17 protein-coding genes are annotated in these 20,763 nt (G+C 57.1%); 11 read left to right on the top strand and 6 right to left on the bottom strand.

Features of this window, described 5'->3' with window-relative positions:
• Positions 1-133 precede the first annotated feature (133 nt).
• The 9 genes from LA5095_RS07470 to LA5095_RS07430 all read left to right on the top strand — a co-directional run bounded on the left by LA5095_RS07470 (position 134) and on the right by LA5095_RS07430 (position 11,165).
• On the top strand, positions 134-943 hold the full coding sequence (locus LA5095_RS07470) for an N-formylglutamate amidohydrolase (protein ID WP_055113553.1): 810 nt from the start codon (positions 134-136) through the stop codon (positions 941-943).
• Complete coding sequence (locus LA5095_RS07465) at positions 936-1,532, top strand: TRAP transporter small permease subunit (RefSeq protein ID WP_055113551.1); 597 nt, start codon at positions 936-938, stop codon at positions 1,530-1,532. The genes LA5095_RS07470 and LA5095_RS07465 overlap by 8 nt, the downstream gene beginning before the upstream one ends.
• Positions 1,532-2,872, top strand: a complete 1,341-nt coding sequence (locus tag LA5095_RS07460; protein ID WP_055113548.1) for a TRAP transporter large permease — start codon at positions 1,532-1,534, stop codon at positions 2,870-2,872. Before LA5095_RS07465 ends, LA5095_RS07460 begins: the two co-directional genes overlap by 1 nt.
• A 123-nt stretch (positions 2,873-2,995) precedes the next feature.
• Entirely contained in the window at positions 2,996-4,045 is a 1,050-nt protein-coding gene (locus LA5095_RS07455; RefSeq protein WP_055113546.1) for a TRAP transporter substrate-binding protein, read from the top strand.
• A gap of 92 nt (positions 4,046-4,137) precedes the next feature.
• The gene (locus LA5095_RS07450) at positions 4,138-5,505 is read left to right on the top strand and encodes a glutamine synthetase family protein (protein WP_055114257.1); all 1,368 of its coding nucleotides are present in this window, start codon (positions 4,138-4,140) and stop codon (positions 5,503-5,505) included.
• 122 nt (positions 5,506-5,627) lie between these two features.
• Positions 5,628-7,016 carry an aldehyde dehydrogenase family protein gene (locus LA5095_RS07445; protein ID WP_055114255.1) on the top strand — a complete coding sequence of 463 codons (1,389 nt, stop codon included), beginning with the start codon at positions 5,628-5,630 and terminating at the stop codon, positions 7,014-7,016.
• 238 nt (positions 7,017-7,254) lie between these two features.
• On the top strand, positions 7,255-8,418 hold the full coding sequence (locus LA5095_RS07440; protein WP_055113544.1) for an iron-containing alcohol dehydrogenase: 1,164 nt from the start codon (positions 7,255-7,257) through the stop codon (positions 8,416-8,418).
• Between the two features lie 172 nt (positions 8,419-8,590).
• Positions 8,591-9,649 (top strand): OmpA family protein, encoded by a 1,059-nt coding sequence (locus LA5095_RS07435; RefSeq protein WP_055113542.1) that lies wholly within the window; start codon positions 8,591-8,593, stop codon positions 9,647-9,649.
• Positions 9,639-11,165, top strand: a complete 1,527-nt coding sequence (locus LA5095_RS07430; RefSeq protein WP_208992587.1) for a caspase family protein — start codon at positions 9,639-9,641, stop codon at positions 11,163-11,165. Before LA5095_RS07435 ends, LA5095_RS07430 begins: the two co-directional genes overlap by 11 nt.
• 101 nt (positions 11,166-11,266) lie before the next feature.
• Here LA5095_RS07430 and LA5095_RS07425 read toward each other — a convergent pair whose 3' ends face one another.
• Together LA5095_RS07425 and LA5095_RS07420 are read right to left on the bottom strand one after the other, a co-directional pair.
• Positions 11,267-11,833, bottom strand: coding sequence for a carbonic anhydrase (locus tag LA5095_RS07425; protein ID WP_055113538.1), 567 nt, complete (start codon positions 11,831-11,833; stop codon positions 11,267-11,269).
• 25 nt (positions 11,834-11,858) lie between these two features.
• A complete protein-coding gene (locus LA5095_RS07420) occupies positions 11,859-12,965 on the bottom strand; it encodes an NmrA family NAD(P)-binding protein (RefSeq protein WP_055113536.1) in 1,107 nt (368 codons plus the stop codon).
• Positions 12,966-13,060: 95 nt separating this feature from the next.
• On the opposite strand from LA5095_RS07420, the gene LA5095_RS07415 reads away from it, so the two are divergent.
• Positions 13,061-13,624: a TetR/AcrR family transcriptional regulator gene (locus LA5095_RS07415; RefSeq protein ID WP_055113534.1), complete on the top strand. Its 564-nt coding sequence runs from the start codon at positions 13,061-13,063 to the stop codon at positions 13,622-13,624.
• 16 nt (positions 13,625-13,640) lie between these two features.
• Here the strand turns inward: LA5095_RS07415 and LA5095_RS07410 are convergent, their stop codons facing one another.
• From LA5095_RS07410 to rtcR, 4 genes are all read right to left on the bottom strand, one after another.
• Entirely contained in the window at positions 13,641-14,945 is a 1,305-nt protein-coding gene (locus LA5095_RS07410; RefSeq protein WP_158510354.1) for a B12-binding domain-containing radical SAM protein, read from the bottom strand.
• A gap of 11 nt (positions 14,946-14,956) precedes the next feature.
• A complete protein-coding gene (locus LA5095_RS07405) occupies positions 14,957-15,640 on the bottom strand; it encodes a hypothetical protein (protein WP_144435921.1) in 684 nt (227 codons plus the stop codon).
• A gap of 199 nt (positions 15,641-15,839) precedes the next feature.
• Complete coding sequence (locus LA5095_RS07400; protein WP_055114253.1) at positions 15,840-16,352, bottom strand: hypothetical protein; 513 nt, start codon at positions 16,350-16,352, stop codon at positions 15,840-15,842.
• 168 nt (positions 16,353-16,520) lie between these two features.
• Positions 16,521-18,101 (bottom strand): RNA repair transcriptional activator RtcR, encoded by a 1,581-nt coding sequence (gene rtcR / locus LA5095_RS07395; protein WP_055113527.1) that lies wholly within the window; start codon positions 18,099-18,101, stop codon positions 16,521-16,523.
• A 207-nt stretch (positions 18,102-18,308) separates the two neighbouring features.
• Here rtcR and LA5095_RS07390 point away from each other — a divergent pair, with 207 nt between their 5' ends.
• Positions 18,309-19,883, top strand: a complete 1,575-nt coding sequence (locus LA5095_RS07390) for a vWA domain-containing protein (protein ID WP_055114251.1) — start codon at positions 18,309-18,311, stop codon at positions 19,881-19,883.
• Positions 19,884-20,763 lie beyond the last annotated feature (880 nt).

The following is a 20,763-nucleotide window of genomic DNA, read 5'->3' as shown; positions in this document are numbered from 1 at the left end:
GTGTCCCTGACGGTGCATTTTCATTTGACAGCGGCGTCAATCTGCGTATCAAATATTACAGATATTGACTTCAGCGGCAATCCTGTAACAAACATTACAATCTGACATGCAGGGTTTTCAAGGGGAACGGGGAATGGGAGCAAGCCCTCCAAATGGCGAAACAGCCGGGGCTGTAGCGATCGAGAACGCTGACGGGACTGGACCTTTTGTCTTTGTCTGCGATCACGCGTCCAATTATTTTCCGCCGCCCTACGATCACTGTCTGGGTGTCACCGAAGCCGAAAAATCAGCACATATTTCCTGGGACCCGGGAGCGCTCGGTGTTGCCAGAGGCCTTTCCGAACAGCTCGACTCGCCGCTCATTCGCACAAGGATCTCGCGCTTGATCATTGACTGCAATCGCGAGGAAGACCGGGCCGACCTGATCCCGAGCCTGAGCGAGACGATCGAGATTGAAGGCAACCGCAACCTGTCGGATGACGAGAAATCCTTCCGCCTAGACCTGGTGCACCGGCCGTTTCACGCTTCGATCGACGGCGTCATCGAAAAGCGGATGGAGCGCGGCCTGCCGACCGCGGTGGTGTCGATCCATTCCTTCACCCCGATTTACAAGGGCCAAAGCCGTCCCTGGGAAATCGGACTGATTTCGGACAGGGATCGCAGCCTTGCCGATCCGGTGATTGCTGATCTCAACAGCCTGGGTGCGTATTCCGTCGGTGACAATGAACCCTACGCGCCCTCGGACGGTGTCTATTACACAATCCGGCGGCACGGTGAGAACCGGCACCTGCCGTGCCTGATGATCGAAATCCGAAATGATGAGATAACGACACCGGAACAGGAAGCTCATTGGGCAGGTCTGCTGGCCCCGCTTCTGGAAAAGGCTGCAGGCGCATGCACAAGAAACAGCCGCATGACCGCGGCGGGAGGCGCTGATGCTTAAAGTCGCGCGCGCTTACGTCCGTGTTGTGGACAGCTTCAATCGTCGGCTCGGCAAGGTCGTGATGTGGGGGCTGTTTGTCATGGCGGGCATTCTGCTCTGGTCGTCCGTTTCCAAGACATTCTTCAGCCCGTCACTCTGGACGCTGGAAGTCGCTCAATTTGCAATGGTGGCCTATTACGTTCTGGGCGGGCCGTATTCGATACAGCTCGGATCGAACGTGCGCATGGATCTTTTCTATGCGGACTGGAGCTTGAAGAAAAAGGCATGGTTCGATGCCTTCACGGTGTTGCTGTTGCTCTTCTATCTCGGTGTTCTTCTCTATGGGGCGCTGAATTCATTTGCCTATTCCCTGGGGCACTTTACCCAGGAGCCTTTCTCGTTTTACCGCGACCTGGCCTTTGCCTTTGTCACGGGAGGTCCGGATGCCGCAAACGAGGTGCTTGGTTTTGTAGAGCGCAGTCCAACTGCGTGGCGCCCCTATGTCTGGCCGGTCAAGCTGATCATGATAATCGGATTCTTCCTGATGCTCCTTCAGGTTTTTGCTGAATTCCTCAAAGATATCGCCCGTATCAAGGGAGAGACGATCTGATGTCATATGAGATGATCGCTCTTCTCATGTTCTCGTCCATGATGCTGATGCTGTTGACGGGGCAGCGGGTCTTCGGTGCCATAGGCGGCATCGCGTCCATCGCGGCGATTCTGCTCTGGGGAACCGGCGGTGGGGACATTCCGTTTTCTGCCGCAATGAAACTGATGAAATGGTACCCGCTGCTGACGCTGCCGATGTTCATCTTCATGGGCTACGTCTTGTCGGAAACCAAGATCGCCGACGATCTTTACAAGATGTTCCATGTCTGGATGGGGCCGATCAATGGTGGTCTTGCCATCGGCACGATCCTTCTGATGGTGCTGATCTCGGCCATGAACGGCCTTTCGGTCGCCGGAATGGCGATTGGCGCGACAATCGCGTTGCCGGAGCTGCTGAAGCGAAATTACGACAAACGCATGGTCACGGGGGTCATCCAGGCAGGATCCTCTTTGGGAATCCTTGTGCCACCGTCGGTGGTGCTTGTTCTGTATGCGATGATCGCCCGGGCACCGGTGGGCCAGCTCTGGCTTGCAGGCGCGGTGCCGGGACTGATGATGGCGGCACTGTTCATCATTTACATTGCAGTCCGTTGTCGCATTCAGCCTGAGCTGGGGCCTGCACTTGCCGTAAATGAACGGGATGTTTCGCGGGGCGAAAAATATCGATTGTTGCTTGCCGGTCTTTTGCCACTCATCATCTTCGCGATGATGATGGTGCCCTTTGTCATGGGCAAAACCAGCCTGGTCGAGGCCTCGGCCGTCGGCGCGCTCACGGCGCTGATCGCTTCGGTTCTCCGGCGGCGGATGACATGGGATATCCTGATCCTGTGTCTCAGAAACACGCTCGGTATCTCCTGCATGTTCATGTGGATCATTCTGGCAGCCCTTGGCTTCGGCGCTGTGTTCGACGGTCTCGGTGCCGTTAAGGCAATCGAGAGTCTGTTTACCGAGCGGCTCGGCCTGTCGCCCTGGATGATCCTGATCCTGATGCAGCTTTCCTTCCTGGTCATGGGAACATTCCTTGACGACACGGCGATGCTGGTGATCGTTGCACCGCTCTACGTGCCCCTGGTTGGCTCGCTGGACCTGGGTATGCCGCGTGGCGATATTCTGATCTGGTATGGCGTGCTTTATACAATCACAACGCAGATCGCCTATATGACGCCACCGTTCGGCTACAACCTTTTCCTGATGCGGGCGATGGCGCCCAAGAGCATCACCATGCGTGACATTTACGGATCGATCACGCCATTTGTGCTGGTGATGATCCTGGCGCTCGTGATCGTAATGGTATTCCCGCAAATCGCGCTTTGGCTACCCAACCTGATCTATGGAAAGTAGCGGCGACAAGCGAGACAAAAACAATAAGGTCTGGAGGAAACGGACTATGAGCAGCGGTAGAAAACGAGGACCGGCAAATGGTCTGACCGCATGGACCGTAAACTGAAATTAGGGGAACTTAAGATGACCAATAGACGTAATTTTCTCAAAAATGCAGGGTTGGGGACTGCCGCTGCCGCCGGTGCAACGACGTTGGCCGCACCGGCTGTGCTTGCCCAGGAGCCCATCAAGTGGCGTTTGCAGACCTATGCCGGTGGTGCATTGGGTGAGCACGTGACGAAGCCGATGGTCGACTATGTAAACAACGCCTCGAACGGCGAGTTGCAGATCGAGCTGTTCTACGCCGACCAGATCGTACCGACAGGCGAACTGTTCCAGGCACTGCAACGCGGCACAATAGACGCGGTGCATTCCGACGACGACTCCATGGCCTCGCCGACACCGTTGCGCCAGTTCGGCGGCTACTTCCCGTTTGCAACCAAGCATATCCTCGACGTGCCTGTTCTGTTCAACCAGTACGGCCTTGCCGACATCTGGCGGTCGGAATACGAGAAGGTCGGTGTCGCGTGGATTTCCGCAGCGGGTCAGGATCCCTGCAACTTCAACACCAAGAAGGAAATCAAGTCGGTTGCAGATCTTGAAGGCCTGAAGCTTTACACGTTCCCGACAGCCGGCCGCTTCCTTTCGAAATTCGGCGTCGTGCCCGTGTCGATACCGTATGAAGATGCCGAAGTCGCCGTGCAGACCGGTGAACTCGACGGCATGGCCTGGTCAGGTATCACGGAAGATTACACAGTCGGTTGGGCTGACGTGACGGACTACTTCCTGACCAACAACATTTCCGGTGCCTGGATCGGTTCGTGGTTCGTCAACCAGAAACGTTGGGCCGATCTGCCGCCGCATCTCCAGCAACTCGTGCTGGCAGCCACCGAAGCCGGTCATACCTACCGGAACCAGTGGTACTGGGGCGGAGAGGCGCGCCTTCGCGCAAAAGGCGACAAGCTGCAACTTCGCACCGTTCCGGCTGCCGAATGGGCACAGGTCGAAGACGCGGCAAAGGACTTCTGGAAAGAGATCGCCGCAGAAGGCGAGCTTCAGGCAAAGATCATATCGATCTTCCAGGAATACAACGATGTCATCAACCAGGCAGGACCTCCCTACAATTTCGGTTGAGACAAGCACTGACGAGCTCCGGAGACTTGTTTCTCCGGAGCTCACCGATCCATTGCCGATAATTCAAGCCCATGAACCAGCGGAAGACACAAATGCCTGGCAACCTGACATTCGATGCACTTAAAACTCTCGTCTCGTCCGGTGAGATTGATACGGTGCTCGCGTGCATCGTCGACATGCAGGGACGGCTGATGGGCAAGCGTTTTCACGCCCAGCACTTCGTCGACACCGCCTATGACGAAACACATTGCTGCAACTACCTTCTGGCGACAGACCTGGAAATGTATACGGTCGAAGGCTATGCGGCGACCAGCTGGTCAGGCGGCTACGGCGACTATGTGATGAAACCGGACCTGTCGAGCCTTCGGAAAATACCCTGGCTGGAAGCAACGGCCATGGTGATGTGCGATGTCCAGGATCACCATACACACAAGGACGTGCCGCACTCGCCGCGCGCAATGCTGAAGGCTCAAGTTGCCCGACTGTCCGAAATGGGGCTGTCGCCGATCATGGCGACCGAACTGGAATTTTTCCTGTTCGAAAAGAGTTTCGACGAGATTCGCAAGGAAGGCTTCCGCAATCTGGAACCGATCTCCGGCTATAACGAAGACTACCATATCCTGCAGACCACCAAGGAAGAGGACGTTCTGCGTCCGGTTCGCAATTGCCTCTTTGGCGCGGGAATTCCGGTCGAAAACACCAAGGGTGAAGCTGAAACGGGGCAGGAGGAGCTGAACATCAAATACGCTCCCGCGCTTGAAACGGCCGAGTACCACACAATTGCCAAGCATGCGGTCAAGGAGATTGCCTGGGCAAAGGGGCGTTCCGTTTCCTTCCTGGCCAAGTGGCGCAGCGACAAGGTGGGCTCTTCCTCGCATGTTCACCACTCCTTGTTCGACAAGAAAGGCAACAACGTCTTTTGCGATGCCAAGGCCGAACTCGGCATGTCGGATACGATGCGACACTACCTTGCCGGAATGATCAAATATGCGCCGGAATACACGTATTTCCTGGCGCCCTACATCAACAGCTACAAGCGTTTCCAAAAAGGAACGTTTGCGCCGACCAAGACAGTCTGGTCCGTCGACAACCGCACGGCCGGATTCCGTCTTTGCGGAGAAGGCACAAAGGCGTTGCGTGTCGAATGCCGCATCGGTGGCTCGGACCTCAATCCCTATCTCGCGCTGGCCGCGTTGATTGCCGCTGGCATCAAGGGACTGGAGGAGAAGCTGCCGCTTGATCCGCCAGCGACCGGTGATGTCTACGAGGCCCGGAAGGCCAGGGAAATTCCGCATACGCTGCGCGATGCACGCGAAACGCTGCGCAAGTCGAAATTCCTGCGCGAGGCGTTTTCCGACGAAGTTATCGAACACTATGCACGGGCTGCCGAGTGGGAGATCGAGGAATTCGATCGGGCTGTCACGGATTATGAAATCGCCCGCGGATTCGAACGGGCGTGATGAACAACCAGCATACCGTCCACACCCTCGTCCTGAGCCGGTGTTGAGCGGGAACAACGAAATACGCGAGAGCCACCACTTTCAACAGACCGCACATGAAGATGCGGAATGAGAGGTTTCAAATGTCTGATGTGATCAAGCTGATCTCACCCGTTGACGGCTCGGTTTATGCCGAACGTCCCGCCCTGGAAGAAGCTGCCGTCGAAAAGATCGTGTCGGCCGCAAGACGGGCACAGGCCGGTTGGGCGGCAACGCCGATTGCCGAGCGTGTCGCCTATTGCGAGAATGCGCTGGAAGCCCTGAAGGCAATGAACGACGATGTCGTGCCGGAACTGGCCTGGCAGATGGGTCGCCCGATCCGCTATGGCGGCGAAATGGGCGGTACGATCGAGCGCACGGAATATTGTGCGTCGATCGCCGAAGAGGCGCTGGCTGATATCGAGCGCACGGACAAGCCGGGCTTCAGGCGCTACCTCCGGCGTGTGCCGCTCGGCATCGTCATGGTGATTGCGCCGTGGAACTATCCTTTCATGACGGCTGTCAACACGATCATGCCCGCGCTGATGGCCGGCAATGTCGTGGTGCTGAAACACGCCGCACAGACGCTTCTGGTCGGTGAACGCCTGGCAAAGGCGTTCGAGATCGCCGGATTGCCGAAAGACGTATTCCAGAACATCGTCCTGACCCATGGCGGGACCGAGAAACTGCTCGGTTCCGGCGTGATCGATCATGTCAATTTCACCGGCTCTGTCGGCGGCGGTCGTGCGATCGAAAAGGCGCTTGCCGGTACATTTGCGACCGTTGGTCTTGAACTTGGAGGCAAGGACCCGGCCTATGTCCGTGCCGACGCCGATCTCGACTATGCCATCGGCAATCTGGTCGACGGCGCGTTCTACAATGCCGGTCAGTGCTGTTGCGGTATCGAACGCGTCTATGTGCATGAAAGCCAGTTCGACAGGTTCGTCGACGGGTTTGTCGATCTGACAAAGCAGTATCAGCTGGGCAACCCGCTGGACGAAGCGACAACGCTGGGACCGATGGCACAGGCCCGTTTTGCCGCCTGGGTGCGTGAACAGACCGACGAGGCCCTGCGCAAGGGTGCCAAGGCACATATCGATGTGTCCGCCTATTCCGAAAACAAGGATGGCACACCCTACCTGGCGCCCCAGGTCCTGACCGATGTCAATCACCAGATGTCGGTCATGCGCGAAGAGAGCTTCGGTCCGGTGGTCGGCATCATGAAGGTCAAGGATGACGAGGAAGCCCTGCAGTTCATGAATGACAGCCCCTACGGCCTGACCGCTTCGATCTGGTCCGAGGATGTCGAGGCCGCCGCGGCGATCGGCGACAGGATCGAGACCGGAACCGTCTTCATGAACCGCTGCGATTATCTCGACCCGGCGCTGGTGTGGACTGGCGTCAAGGATACCGGCAAGGGCGCCGCGCTTTCCGAAATCGGATTCCATAACCTGACACGGCCGAAGTCCTTCCACTTCCGGGTGGAGCACTGAGGGGAAGAAGGAATTAGCGCCTTGCAGATCCTTTGCAATTGTCATCCCGGCTGAAACGAAGTTGAAGGCGGGGATCCAGTAACCGATGCAGCCACCAAGACTTAGGTGGCATAAGCTGATGGATACCAGACCCCTGCCTGCGCAGGGGTGACAAAAGGTGGAAATTTCGACCCCGACTTCAGATTTTGATCGCTCGCAAACCTAAGATTTTAGAGAACTCAAAACCAACGAGACACCCATGAGCTCACTTCCTTCCGTCAACTGGTCTTATCCAACTTCCGTGCGTTTCGGTGTTGGCCGCATCAAGGAACTGCCCGACGCCGTCAAGGCGACAGGCATGTCGAACCCGTTGCTGGTGACCGATCCCGGACTTGCCAGCTTGCCGATGGTGGCGGACGCGATCGCCAGCCTGCGAGATGCAGGCCTCACGGCTGCCGTATTTTGCGACGTCAAGCCGAACCCGGTCGACAGCAACATTTCCGCAGGCGTTGAAGCGTTCACATCCGGTGGCCATGATGGTGTAATTGCCTTCGGTGGGGGATCCGGGCTGGACGCCGGCAAGTTGATCGCATTCATGTCCGGGCAGTCCCGCCCGATCTGGGACTTCGAGGACATCGGTGACTGGTGGACCCGTGCCGACCCGGACGGTATCGCACCTATCGTTGCCGTCCCGACAACTGCGGGCACAGGTTCGGAAGTCGGGCGGGCGGGTGTCGTCACCAACGAGGCGACCCACACGAAGAAAGTGATCTTCCATCCGAAGATGCTTCCGGAAATCGTGATCTGTGATCCGGAACTGACCGTCGGGATGCCGCGCTTCATCACTGTCGGCACAGGCATGGACGCGCTTGCGCATTGCCTTGAAGCCTACTCGGCGCCGATGTACCACCCGATGTCCGAAGGCATCGCGCTTGAAGGCGTGAGACTTGTCCTGGAGAATTTGCCGAGGGTCGCGGCTGACGGATCCGACCTGGAAGCTCGCGGGCACCTGATGAGTGCGGCCGCGATGGGCGCCGTCGCTTTCCAGAAAGGGCTTGGGGCAATCCACTCCCTGTCCCATCCGGTCGGTGCGCTTTATGACACGCATCACGGCATGACAAACGCGGTGTTCATGCCTTACGTGATGCAGTTCAACAAGGTGGCCATAGAACAGAAATTCGAACGCCTTGCGGGTTTCCTGGGCATTGGCGGAGGATACCGGGGCGTGCTTGAGGCTGTCCTGAAACTGCGCGATGATCTTGACGTCCCGCACACCTTGTCAGGATTGAATGTCGACGGAGGCAAACGCGACCTGATCGCGGAGATGGCGATTGTCGATCCGACGGCTGGAGGCAATCCCGTCGAATTGACCAAGGACGGTGCCCTTGAAATATTCGACAAGGCACAGCTGGGGACGATCTGAACCGTCACCAGGGGCCTGTGGGAAAACTGTTCCTGGAACTGCGCATTTGCGCGGGCGATCGCGGATCGCCTGTGCAGGGCGTTGCATGGTTCCCGGAAGGCTGTAAGAGTAACGTAAGGAATGACCCATTAATGTAGCGGCTAACGCCTGATTGATACGAGGGGAACTGATAATGACGGTCTCGCGGGTAGTTTTTTCTTTCCTGTGGTTCGCGTGTCTTGTTTTCTCTCCGCAGGTGGTGAGCGCACAAAGCAGCGGTCTCGGACCCGGGTGGACACTTCAACCCGAGGCGTCCACCATCCGGTTTCAATCGGTCAAGAACCTCACAAAGGTAGAGTCGAGCGGCTTCGTTCAATTCGATGGCCAAATCGATCCGGATGGAAAGGCGCAGATCCGCATCTTCCTGGACTCCGTCGATACGAAGATCGACCTCAGAAACGTTCGGATGCGTTTTCTGTTCTTTGAAACGTTTGAGTTTCCCGAAGCGGTCATCACCGCGCAGATAGATCCCTCGGTTCTGGCCGATCTGCCGACGCAGCGACGGAAGGTCATTCCACTTGCCTTCGAGCTGAAACTCCATGGGGTGACCAAGACGCTTGAAACGGAAGTGGCCGTCACGCTCGTCGGAGACGAGATCGTTGCGGTTTCGTCAACAGCGCCGGTGTCTGTGGCGGCAGCCGACTTCAATCTTGAAGGCGGTATCAAGAAACTCGAAGAAGCCGCAAACGTTGCGATTGTGCCTTCGGCGACCGTGACCTTCGATTTCATGTTCTCCAGGAATTCAGGCCAACAGGTTGCGCAAGAGACCGCGCCCGAAGCACAGCAGGCGGCGGCCACTGCAATTGAACCGGAAGGCAATCTGGACGAGGAGGCCTGCAAGGGCCGGTTCGAGATCCTTTCGCGCACTGACAATATCTATTTTGCCAGCGGCAGCGCCAGCCTCGACAAGCGCAGCGAACCACTGCTTGACAGTCTGGTCGATATCATCCTTCGCTGCCCGGACCTGAAGATCGAAGTCGGCGGTCATACAGACAGTGATGGCAGTGCAGCTGCCAACAAGCGTTTGTCCGAACGCAGGGCCGCTTCGGTTGAAAATTATCTTTATGGAAAGAAGGTATCTGGTAACAGGATCACGAGTGTCGGGTATGGTGAAGCCAGTCCGATAGCGTCGAATGACACACCTGACGGCAAACGCCGCAACCGCCGTATCGAGTTTATCGTTGTCGACTAGGTTCAAAATCTGCCGGCTTTTGGCAATCGTCCTGCCCGTGCTGTTCCTGTTTACGCAGGTTCAGGCCGATGATAGCGATTCACAGGAACCGCTTCGCCTGGCGCTTGTTGTCGGGAACGGCTCCTATACTCATGTCGCTCCACTGGACAACCCGGTGAACGACGCGGAACTGATGGCTGCGTCGTTGGAAGATGTCGGCTTTGAGGTAATGCTGGTCACGGATGCGACGCGCGATACCTTGATCAAGGCCATCTCGGATTTCGGCCGCAGGCTGCGGGAAGCTGATGACGACGCGACCGGCCTGTTTTATTACGCCGGGCATGGCGTGCAGTCCTTCGGCGCCAACTTTCTGCTCCCCGTTGACATTAATCTCATGGATGCGGCTGATCTCAGCCTGGTCGGGGTGCCCGCGCAGGCATTGCTCCGGCAGATGTTTTCGGCGAACAACAAGACCAATATCGTCATCCTTGATGCCTGCCGGGACAATCCTTTCGTTTCAATTCCAGACCTGAATGAAAACGGTCTTGCCGAAATGAAAGCCCCTCGGGGAACCTTTCTTGCCTATTCCACAGGCCCCGGGGAGGTCGCCCTGGACGGGTCGGAAGACAACAGTCCCTTTACAGGCTCTCTCGCACGGCGGATGTCGACACCAGGTGTTCCGATCGAGGCGCTGTTCAAGAATGTCCGGCGGGATGTTCTTGATGCGACCAACGGCATCCAGACGCCATGGGATACATCGTCCATGACCGTGAACTTTCAGTTCGTTCCTGCGGTCATGCCGTCTCCTGCGGAGATCCAGGAGCGCCAGCTCTGGGAGACCGTGAAGCTGAGCAAGGATCCGATCCAGGTCATGCTCTATCTTCGCGCCAACCCGGAAAGTCGTTTTTCAGGTGACGCACGCAAGCTCCTGCAGGACCTTGTTTCTGCGGAAGTCAAGGAAACAGTGAGCACAGACGTTGCTCCGACCCCGGCAAAAGAACCTGTGTCCGTGGATCCCAGCGACGCTGAACGCGACCTGATCGAGGAAGCACGACGGGCCGGAACGGAAGACGCATACAAGATTTATCTGGATGCCTTCCCGGACGGCCACTTTGCCGAACTGGCCCGGCTGGAGCTTCAGACGATCCAGCAAAACGAACCGCGAACGGACCCGATTTCGGAGCCACCCGTCGCTGTTGCCGTTGAGCCCAAATCATCAACCCAGGACGGAGCGGGCGCGCTTCCGAATGTCGTTGCATTCAACAAGCCTCTTGGCGCGGGCGGTCCGGAGCTGGCCACCCGGAGCATATCGGACCTGATCTCGGCGAGCCCGCAGTTCCCGCCGATTGAGGGACTTCCGGAAGCTGCCTGGAAAGACAAGACGTGTGCTTCCTGTCATCAATGGGAGCAGGCCAACCTGTGTACCCAGGCCAAGACTTATGTGGATGACAAGACGCGGGCGCTTTCGAAGGATCACCCGTTCGGGGGCGTCTTCAAACAATTGCTGCAGGTGTGGGCCGAAGGCGGTTGCCAGTAGGTGTTGCGGCCGAGCGGCTGTCGGGCCCTGTTTCCCGACATTGCCAATGGAAGAAGCCTATTGCTGTGGCCGGGTCCGTGTCCCGGGAATTCTGACAGGGTCTAACCACCGGTATTCTCGTTTTTGGGCGGCTCGCGCAACCGCGCGAGTTCACGCGGCGGAACTATTTCCCTGACTTGACCAGATTTGACATCATAGAGGAGTGCCGAGACGGTCAAGTGGCCGGGGATTTCGGCTGCATCACGTAGCCGGTTGATGTCACGCAAGAGATCCGTTTCCTGATCCGTGATCGCATAGTCGGAAACATCGATTCCGAGTTTGTCGCGAAGCGCATCCCGGAAATCAGGATTGGCGAAATTTTGTGCGCCGCATTGTGTGTGCTGCATCAGGACGACATGGAAATCCGGGTCTCGATCTGGTGCCATCTTCGCAACCATGAAGGCGAGAGTGGCGATCTCGTTGATCACGCTCTTTGTCACGCGCCCGCCATTGTTGCGCAGGACCACGGCATCCCCGAGTTCCAGGCCAAGCACATGAGCGGGATCGACACGAGCATCGATGCACGTCAAAACGAGGGTGCCAAGTTTTGGCAGTATCGGGAGGTCGGCGGATGAGAACGTTTCCGCGAAGCGGTCGTTCCGTTCAAGAAGAAGAGAATTGTTACTCATGATTTTTCCTGTTTACTCTTGGCAGTCAGGCAACCTTGGCTGTTGTTGACTGTGCCGATTGACCGGCATGGGTCGCGACCCAATCGGGTGTCTGCTGGCTGAATCTCGGATTTGCGATCCGGACATAATCCCGCGCCGACTGCACGCGCTCGAGATCAAGTGCAGGCGTCAGTACGATTTTGAGGAAACCGACCAGCGTGCGGACGCTTGCCGCACGGCTGGCTTGAAGTTCGGGGCGGGTGGCGACCAGCCTGCGGACAATGCTTTCGAACTCTTCCGGAACACGACCTCCGACACGGTGTACGTCCTGTGTCGGTGCGTTCACCGCGAAGCTGCCCCGTCGATATTCTTCCGCATAGATCGCGAGCTGGGAAACCGCGGCTTCCGAGTAATTTGACGGCGGCAGGGCGCGCAAGGCCTTGGTCATCATCTTTTCCGAAATGTCCATGTATCTCACGCGGCGTCCAAGGGCTCGCCCCATCGCTTCGGCGATCTCTTTGGGGGACAGAAGCTCCGGCCCGGTCGGACGGTAGTTCTTGCCTGCATGGGTCTCAGGGTCGACCAGGGCTGCGACAGCGACGCTGGCGATGTCCTCGTTTGAAGGAGGTGCGTTTTTCCGCTCATCACCCGGCCCCAGCGGCATTGTGAAAAGTCCCAGATGTGCCGCCATGTCGATGACCATCAGGTAGTTGTCGGCGAACCATCCGGGATTGACCGAAGTAACACTCATGCCGGACGGCAGGCGGATCAGGGCATCGGACAGGTAGACCTCGCGCGTGAACAGCGACGGGTGGTCGACCGACGTGAGCCATTGACCGAGCGTTACGACATGTTCAAGGCGGGCTTCGTTTGCCGCCACGGTGAAGATGGCGTTGAAGTGCAAGCCGTTCGGCGCCGTTGGTGCACATTGATAGGCCCTGTGCACGTTTTCCATGGCCTTGCGCATGTCTGCGAGCGCATATTGATTGCCGATGAAGATTTCAGCGCCCTCGCGCTCCAGAAGCTCCGAGCGTTTGTCTCGCCTTCTGACGAATGCCCTGACGGGAAAGCCCCTTTCAAGCAGTTGCAAAACGACCGGCAGGCCGGTTTTACCCGCCGCGCTGGTCACGAGAATTTTCGGTTTCAATGCCATGCGCCACCTTTAGATGATAATTGTAATCTTAAATTATAGATGATATATGAAATCTAAATTGTCAAGCCCCGAAGAAAGACGGCACGATGCCCAGAATGTCTGAAGCTGAAAAACGTAAAACCCATGAAAGGATACTCGAGCAGGCGGCCCGGATCTTTCGCGAGAAAGGAACGGAAACGACCAGCGTTTCGGATGTCATGCAGGCAGCCGGTCTCACGCATGGTGGCTTTTACCGGCACTTCAAATCGAAGGATGATCTTGTGGTTGCCGCTTTCAGGAACGCGGTTGATGGTGTGCTCGCCGACATGGAAGACGCTGCTTCGGATGAAGAGAGAGAAAAAGCGCGGGAGGCCTATATCGACACGTATCTGTCAATGTGCCACGTCGACAACCGGCCCGAGGGTTGCCCGTTGGCCGCGCTCGCAGGGAACCTTTCCAGAGGCCCGCAGGACGCCAGGGCGGCAGGTTTTCAAGCCTCGGAAAGAGTGTCAGACCAACTGCGTGAAGGGCCTGACACCGGGCAAGGTGTCGCCCTTCTGGCGCTGATGCTCGGAACAGTGACGCTCGCACGTCTTGCTGAAACCAAAGATACTGCGCAATCCATTCTGGATGCGGGACGAGCAGGTGTCGATCTCATCCGGAGCGAATGGCCTGGGTGATGCCAAGTCCAAGGCACTAAGCGAACCGAGTTGTCGTGCGCATCTGCCGCCGAAAGGCACCGTGGCGCCATTGAATGAAGTTGTCCGTGTAAAGCGTTGCCACAAGGTTCTTGAACCTGTCTTCAAGCTCTTCCACTGTCATGCCGTCAGGTTGGAAATTGACATCAAAAAGCGTGCAGGTTTCCCAGGCATCTGCACGGATAAGCCGTCCCTCTGACCTTAAGCGGTCATGGAGCGGGGTTCCGGGGAATGGGGTCTGGACAGTTACCTGGACGTCGTAGAGACCGCTTTCCCTCACAAAGTTGATCACGGCGTCGAAACTTTCCTCGGTCTGTCCGTCGAGCCCCAGAACAAAGCATCCATTCACGGTGATGCCGTGCTCCTGAATGCGGCGAACTGCTTCCAGATACGTGTCGGCGCGCTTGGCCTTCCAGTTTGTCTTCTGCTCGATGCCGTCCAGAACAGCTTTGTCGGTGGCTTCAAGACCGATCAACAACTGGCTGCACCCGGCGTCACGTAGCATCGCAAGCAGCTCAGGGTCATCAGCAACTGAGACGTCCGTTTCCGTGAACCAGCGAATTTTCTCACCAGCAAGCGCCTTGACCAACCGCTTTGCATGGGCCTTGTTGGCGAAAGTGTTGTCATCCGCTAACTCAATGAACGGCTTTGCCCAGATGTCCTTGATGCGGTGGATTTCGGCAATGACTTTCTCCACCGGTTTGGTCTTGAACTTCGGTGAGATGCGGATAGAGGACGCGCAGAAATCACAGGACAGTGGACAGCCGCGCTGGGTCTGGACCGTGAGCCTGTTGTAGCGCTCGAAGTCAAGCAGTTCGAACGCGGGCATCGGGGCATTTCGGAGATCGAAAGATAGCGGGCGGGCATCGTAAACCGGCTTTAGATCTTCATCTTTAAGGTCTTGCACGACTTGCCGCCAGACTGGCTCGGATTCGCCGAGGACAATCGCGTCGGCGTGCCGACCGGCTTCCTGCGGACATGCAGTGATATGCAGGCCACCAAGGATGACCTTGGTTCCTTCCCGGCGATAGCGATCTGCAAGTGCATAGGTTTCCCTGATCTGGGCGGAGTAACTTGAAATCGCAACGGCATCAAATTCACATGGAAGATCGTCCAACGCGGCAAGGTCTGCGATTTCAAGGTAACAGATATCGACGTCGGACGGCGTTAGACCGGCAAGCGTCAATAGGGCAAGGCTGGGCAAGGAGGCAACCACCTTGCTGCGTTCCACAAATCCCGGCAGCGTCAGGCCGAGTTGCATCAGGTCCGCGTTCTGGACCCGAATGCCGCTCATAGCGATCATGCCGAGCCTCATCAGGATTTTTTCCTCAACTGAATGCGTATCAACAAAACCGCATACATGATGAGGAGCACAGGTGTGGCGATCACGGAGAAGAAAGTGATCAAGGCCAAGACACCATAGGCCATATCATTGGAGGTCGGATCACGAAGTCCACCCATGATGTTGAAAACGGCTTGCTCGAGATTGAGCAGCGTCAGGGTCGTTACAATGAGCGCAAGCGGCAAGAGCATCGCGACAACAACTGCAATTGCGCCAAGTTTGCCGACGCGTCTTAGAAAGACCGCAAACAAAGCGACCCGCCAGGTGGCAACGATCAAGAGAAACCAGACATTTGCCGTCTGGGCCGAGGAGAGCGCCATGAAACGCTCGACTGGAATGGCATAGAAGAGCGCCGGCAGCGAGGTCAGGGTGATGAAGATCAGAATGTTGCGGTAGCTGAGATTCTGCGGTTTGAGCGGGGCGGAAATGGCCCAGACAATAGCCGCCAGAACAAAAACATATCCAAGAGAGCCAAGGCCCGCATATTGCCACCAATCTGCACGCGGGTGATCCCAATACCTGCCAATCCCGACGAGCCAGGTGGTGAAGAGACCCCAACCGAGATAAATGAGCCAATGCTCTGCAAGCGATGGCTTGAAGGCTCTGAAGGACAAGAGCCGGACCTGGTCAGCCAGCACGCGCAAACAAATATTCAAATGCCAGCCTCCGTTTGGACTTATCAAAAAGAAGCCCAGCTGAGATGCAAGTCAAAAGTACCACCATCTTGTTTCATTTTTTAAAGGCCCATTTCAACACGTGTTGGCGCAGTCACGTCATGCAAAAAAAAACGCGCCACAATGTGGCGCGATTTTTTTGGATGTGGGCGTGGTTCGCCCGCATGGCTGTTGTTGAGGATCAGGCGTTCTGCTGCATTTCGATGAGTTTCAGCATGGCGACCATGACGATGCCGTAGAGAACGTGTCCGACCAGGGCGACCCAGACGATTCCAGTGAAGTTCAAGAAGAACGGCAGACCTGCGAGAGAGGTGATGCCACCGATCGCGAAGATCCAAAGACCAAAACCATAGATCGCAGACGGCACGAACCAGTGCGTGTTGCCAACGACGCGTTGCCAGAGTGGTGCGAAGATGAACATCCAGCCAATCGGGTAGCCGATCAGGCCGACAACGTAAAAATGCACGAAATAGCCGGCGAAATTGCTATTTGGCAAGCCGAGCGCGCCAAGCAGACTTCTGGCAAGACCGTGCGGAGATAAAGTGGCGAAACCGAGCGCGGGGCTGATCACCTGGCCCCAGAGGTCGAACGCGATGGTTGCGAAGAATCCCGAGACGAACATCAGTCCCAGTGTGGCGAAATTGACGGAGGGCAGAGCGCCAACCAGCCGGTTTTCAGAAGTGAGTGTCATCATGTCCATTAGCCTTCCAGATAACAAATCTTGTTGCGCCCTTTATTTGGGAAGGCATTCGATAACGTGCATTCAACTCAATGCGTGAAGTTCTGACGTTTTATTCAAGTTCGGATGCATCGAGATCACGGAAACTCCATCTGTGCGTGAGCCGGTCGGCTATCACGGCTGTCATTCCGCCGTGATAGCCGACCAGTTCAGGTCAAACCGGTCCAGGTACTTCTTGAGGCGATCAGCATCGTTGCGGCTTGTCTTCGAGGCGCGGGATGCCGCGAACAGGACCCGTCCGGTTGCGCTCAAGGACGGGCTCTTCCGGCACATGCGAATGACATAGGCGAGCTGAACCCTGTCGAAGACGTCGATTTCATCTGTTCTGTCGCCGAGGAGATCCCGCAGGAGCGTATCATCCGGGTTGGCCAAGGCACTCGTCCACTGGCTTTCCAGTGCGTCGATTTCCTGTTCAACGAGCGTAAGCGTGATACGGCCTCGCGGTGCCAGGGTGCACAATCTCTGGACAGAAGCGCCGAGGTCGCGAAAATTGCCCGGCCAGGGCGTTGCCGGGGACACGGCAAAGTCAAGATATCGCGCTCTTGCATCGACATTGAAGCCCACCCTGTTGCCGAGCAGTTTTTCAGCGCGGTTGAGTTCGAATTCTATGTTGGGTTCGATGTCTTCCCGCCGTTCCGTGAGAGAGGGCAACCGGAATGTCCAGAGGTTCAGCCTGGCATAGAGATCCGGTCGGAACTTTCCCTCCGAGACGAGCTGGCCGAGGTTGCGGTTGGTTCCCGCAATCAGTTGAAAGCGGCTGGTGATCTCGTGATCGGAGCCAACAGCCAGAAACCGGCCGGTTTCGACCGCGTGAAGGATCATTGCCTGTTCATCGAGGCCAAGTTCGTTGATCTCATCCAGGAAGAGCACACCGCCATCAGCCTCACGCAACAAGCCGCGCCGGTCCGGACTGCCGGTTCCCATGGTCCCCCGGCGATGGCCGAACAGGCTCGACATCGCGCGCTCGCCCTTCAGCGTGGCGCAATTCACATGAACAAGCCGGCCCTTGACCCGGCGCCGCTGCAATTTCAGCTCGTAGATTCGTTCCGCCAGCTCGCTCTTGCCTGTTCCCGTATCGCCGAGCAGAAGCAGCGGCGCGTCCGAGTTTGTGGCGACAAGCTCTATCCGTTCGATCAGGCTGTTGAATGCCGTGTTCCGGGTTTCAATGCCTGCTTTCAGGAGTGCATTGTATTCTTCCGCGATCAGATCAAATCGTTGCTGCAAGGCGTCATAACGGGAAAGGTCGAGATCTACGATGTTGTAGCGGCCGGTTACTTCACCATCGTCACCGCGTGGCGGCGATGTCTGCACCAGCTTGGCTGGCACATGTCGGGACTCCGTCAACAAAAACCAGCAGATCTGGGCAACGTGCGTTCCTGTCGTCAAATGGACGAAGTAGTCCTCGCGATCCTCGTCGAAGCCGTAGTCACGCGCGAAGTCAAACAGAGCGCCGTAAACCTCCTGAAAGTCCCAGGGATCGCGCAGGTCAACCTGCTGCAACAGAACCTCTGTTGCCGGACTTGCATCCTCGATGTCTTTCTTGACGTTGCTTGCAAGGCGATGAAATGCCCTGTCGTACAAGAGTTCAATACGGTGAACCGGAAAGCTGCCATGCTGGGTGACGGCGATCGACGGGCGCCATCGACGCTTTTTGCCGGCGTCCAGCTGGATGCCGAGGAAGCCGATGACAACGTTCTTTTTCAACGAGCTATACCTTTTTATAAAAGAGTATCTTTTCGTATAAGATATTCTCGTGCCACAAATGTCAATATCCGGAAAAACTCATAAAAAACAAATAGTTATTGCGATTTCACATTTTTGTTTTGCTCTGCGCTTCGAAACGGCAATCTCCTTCTCAACACAGACACGAACACCAACGCCTTCCAGGGCAAGGATTTGAGGAGCGAGACAATGGCGAACAAATCTCTGTTTGCATCACAGCGTGGACGCACTTCCGGCAAGGCCGGTGCCCGGAATCTGGCGGGTGGAAAAGCCTACACCTACGAAGACCGTCACAAGCTGGCTCAGCTGGCCGCGACGGGTTCCATTGGCGACACGTTCTACCAGTCCGCCGATCTTGAACTGAAGGCCGTTCTGGAAACGGCGGCGGCGGTTCCGGATGCCTTCCTGGCTAAGACAGCCGTCTATGCCCGCCAGAAAGGCAAGATGAAAGATCTGCCGGCGCTGTTGCTGGCGGTACTGGCATCCCGTGATCCGGTTCTGCTGGCCAAGGCATTTCCGTTTGTCGTGACCGATGGCAGGATGCTGCGTAATTTCGTGCAGATCCTGCGTTCCGGGCAGACCGGCCGCAAGTCGCTCGGCACCAGGCCGAAAGCACTGGTGCGCGGATGGTTGAATGCGGCAACGGACTACCAGTTGCTGCAGGCAAATATCGGCAATGATCCATCGCTTGCCGACGTCATCAAGATGGTGCACCCGAAACCGCGTGATGCCGAGCGTGCTGCTCTGTTCGCCTGGTTGATCGGCAAGCCGTGCGATGTCGAGAAGCTCCCGGCGCAGGTCCGCGATTATGTGGCCTTCCTGGAGAATCCGAACGGTCGCGAAGTGCCAGACGTTCCCTTCCAGATGCTGACGCATCTGCAGCTCGCCAGGGAAGACTGGACGATGTTGGCGGAACGCGGGAGCTGGAACATGGTGCGCATGAACTTGAACACCTTCCTGCGCCACGGCGTTTTCGAAGGCAAACGGTTCGAAAAGGCACCGGCGGTTCGCATGGTTGCGGATATCCTGAAGGATCCGAAGCGGATCAGGAAGGCACGTGCCTTCCCGTATCAGCTGCTCACGGGTTTTCAGGCGCTGTCAGAGGACATGCCGTCCGAAATCCGCGAGGCGATGCATGAAGCCATGGAGATCTCGGTCGCCAACGTGCCGGCCTTCAAGGGACAGGTTGTTGTGTGCCCGGACGTCTCCGGCTCCATGGTCTCCCCGGTGACCGGATACAGGAAAGGGGCGACGACGGTAACGCGCTGCGTCGATGTTGCTGCCCTGGTGTCCGCAGCCGTCTTGCGGCGTAACCGCGGGGCCACGGTCCTGCCGTTCGAGGTCAACGTCCGGCCGGTGAAGCTGGTGGCGCGAGACACGATTCTGACCAACGCCCAAAAGCTCACGGAGCAGTGGGGTGGCGGGACGAACTGCGCGGCACCGCTGGCGTGGCTGAACGAAAAACGCCGGGCACCGGACCTGGTGATCCTGGTCTCGGACAACCAGTCCTGGGCAGGCGTCCAGCAGGGTCGCGGGACCGGTGTGATGCGCGAATGGGAGACGCTGAAACGGCGCAACCCGGATGCCAAGCTGGTGTGCATCGATATCGCGCCCTACGGCACGAGCCAGGCCAGGTCGCGGCCGGATATCCTCAACATCGGAGGTTTCTCCGATGCGGTGTTCGACCAGATCGCGGCCTTTGCCAAAGGCACGATGAACGTAGACCAATGGGTCGGCGAGATCGAAGCGATCGATCTGACCTGACGATTTGGACCATGGCGGGCACACTGCCTGCCATGGTCGCCGGAAGACCAGGCGAATGCCGAGGGAACTACATTGCTCCAACAATGGGAACAAAGTCCGAGCGGGTTCGACTCCCCTCCGGATCAGCGGACACTCAATCGGAACCGATGGAATGTCCATAAGCTGATCGGTCTTTAAAAGCCGATCAACTTGTCTGCGCTCTCTTGAGCGCAGGTTGATCAAGCATGCGCTCTCAGGCTCGAGCGGGACTCCCGGGTTTCTTCACCTTTGTCGCCTGGTTTTTCCAGAAATTTTTTGACTGAGGCGGATGCCGATGGAATTACACTGTTACCTCCGGAAATGCGTGGGTCGAGCCACGCCTTCGCGAAGTCGCGATGTCGTCTAACGAGGAAAGGCAACGGAGCTAATTTCATCACCAACTTGCCGCCGCAATTTTCAACCGGTCAGGGCGAATGCCTGCAGAACTACATCGACTATGAATCGCCAGGTTGCGGGTTCGAATCCCGCCGCTGCAACCATCTGATGCAGCGTAGCTCAACGGATAGAGCAGGAACGTTTTGCACTCACCTTGTCGCCCTGACCGGACGACTTCCCGACTGGTCCGAATTCGGATCACCACTGAAACAGAGAGCAAACGATAGGTTGCGGCGACGGCCAAGAGCAGGAAGCCGCATCAGAAAATCCGATCAGGGCGGATGCTGTGCGAGCCTCCATCGTACGCGGGTTCGACTCCCGCCGTGACCGGGAAACAGGCACGTAGCTGAGTGGTTTAGCAGGTCTCGCATTGCGAGATACAAACGTGGTTCGCATTCTTCTCGTCGCCCTGACGGGGTCCATGACTTAACAAAGAAGGACAAAAACACATGGCACGCCGAGCAGA

Origin of the sequence: Roseibium album (assembly GCF_001404515.1) — a bacterium.
In the GTDB taxonomy this organism is placed as follows: Bacteria; Pseudomonadota; Alphaproteobacteria; order Rhizobiales; family Stappiaceae; genus Roseibium; species Roseibium album.
This window is presented reverse-complemented; position numbering and strand designations above follow the sequence as displayed.